Genomic DNA, 903 nt, shown 5'->3' with positions numbered 1-903 from the left:
TGGATTCATAGAATAACCGCAGCACTTTGGACCACCCGGTAGAAGCAGGAGGGCCAGCGCCGGTACCCTCCCTGCTTTACCGACCAAAGTGAAGCAGAGCATGGGATACCGACAACTGACCCAGACCCAACGATACCAGATTCACGCTTGTATTGGGGTAGGGATGAGCCAGCGACAGGCCGCTAAAAACCTTGGCATTCATAACAGCACGATAAGCCGTGAGTTGCGTCGTAATGCGACAGACAAAGATTATGAACCTGAGCTGGCTCAGCACCGTAGCAATAACCGCCGGCGTACCGCATTGAAGTGGACAAAGCGACTCCCCAGCATGATTAACATCGTCGCCCAGCAACTGCGTGAGGAGTGGAGCCCAGAGCAAATTAGCGGCTTCATGGCGCCTTTGATCGGCATCGGCGTCAGCCACCAGTGGATCTATTCCTTGATCTGGGATGATAAGAGGCATGGTGGCGATCTCTGGCGCCATCTTCGTCAGCCTAAGCGGCGCAGCAAACACCGTGCTCATGCTAAGAGCGCTGGCCTCGGTAAAATCCCTAATCGGGTCGGTATCGAACATCGCCCCACTGATGTGGATGATCGGCTCACGATTGGCCATTGGGAAGGCGACACGGTGCTCAAGGGGCACAAGCAGTCAGGATTAGTCACCCTTGTTGAGCGCCGCAGTGGCTACCTACTGGCAGCCCGGCTATCCCATATCACTGCCGAGCTGACACAGAAGGCCATGATCCGACTGCTGACGCCGCGGCGTGGCGCTGTCAAAACCGTGACGCTGGACAACGGCTCAGAGTTCGCCAACCACGAGGCAGTGGCCAAGGCGGTGACCGCCTCGATTTACTTCTGCGATCCTTACTGTTCCGGCCAGCGTGGGACCAATGAAAATACGAA

The 903-nt window shown here is 56.5% G+C and carries 1 protein-coding gene; it reads left to right on the top strand.

Annotation, left to right across the window (positions count from 1 at the left end; genetic code table 11):
• Positions 1–100: 100 nt before the first annotated feature.
• Positions 101–903, top strand: an 803-nt coding sequence (locus HVA01_RS17335; protein WP_146876708.1) for an IS30 family transposase, incomplete at its 3' end; no start/stop codon positions are given.

Origin of the sequence: Halovibrio variabilis (genome assembly GCF_007991175.1) — a bacterium.
GTDB lineage: Bacteria > Pseudomonadota > Gammaproteobacteria > Pseudomonadales > Halomonadaceae > Vreelandella > Vreelandella variabilis.
Note: the sequence above shows the minus strand (reverse complement) of the source record. Positions and strands in the feature narration are given on the sequence as shown.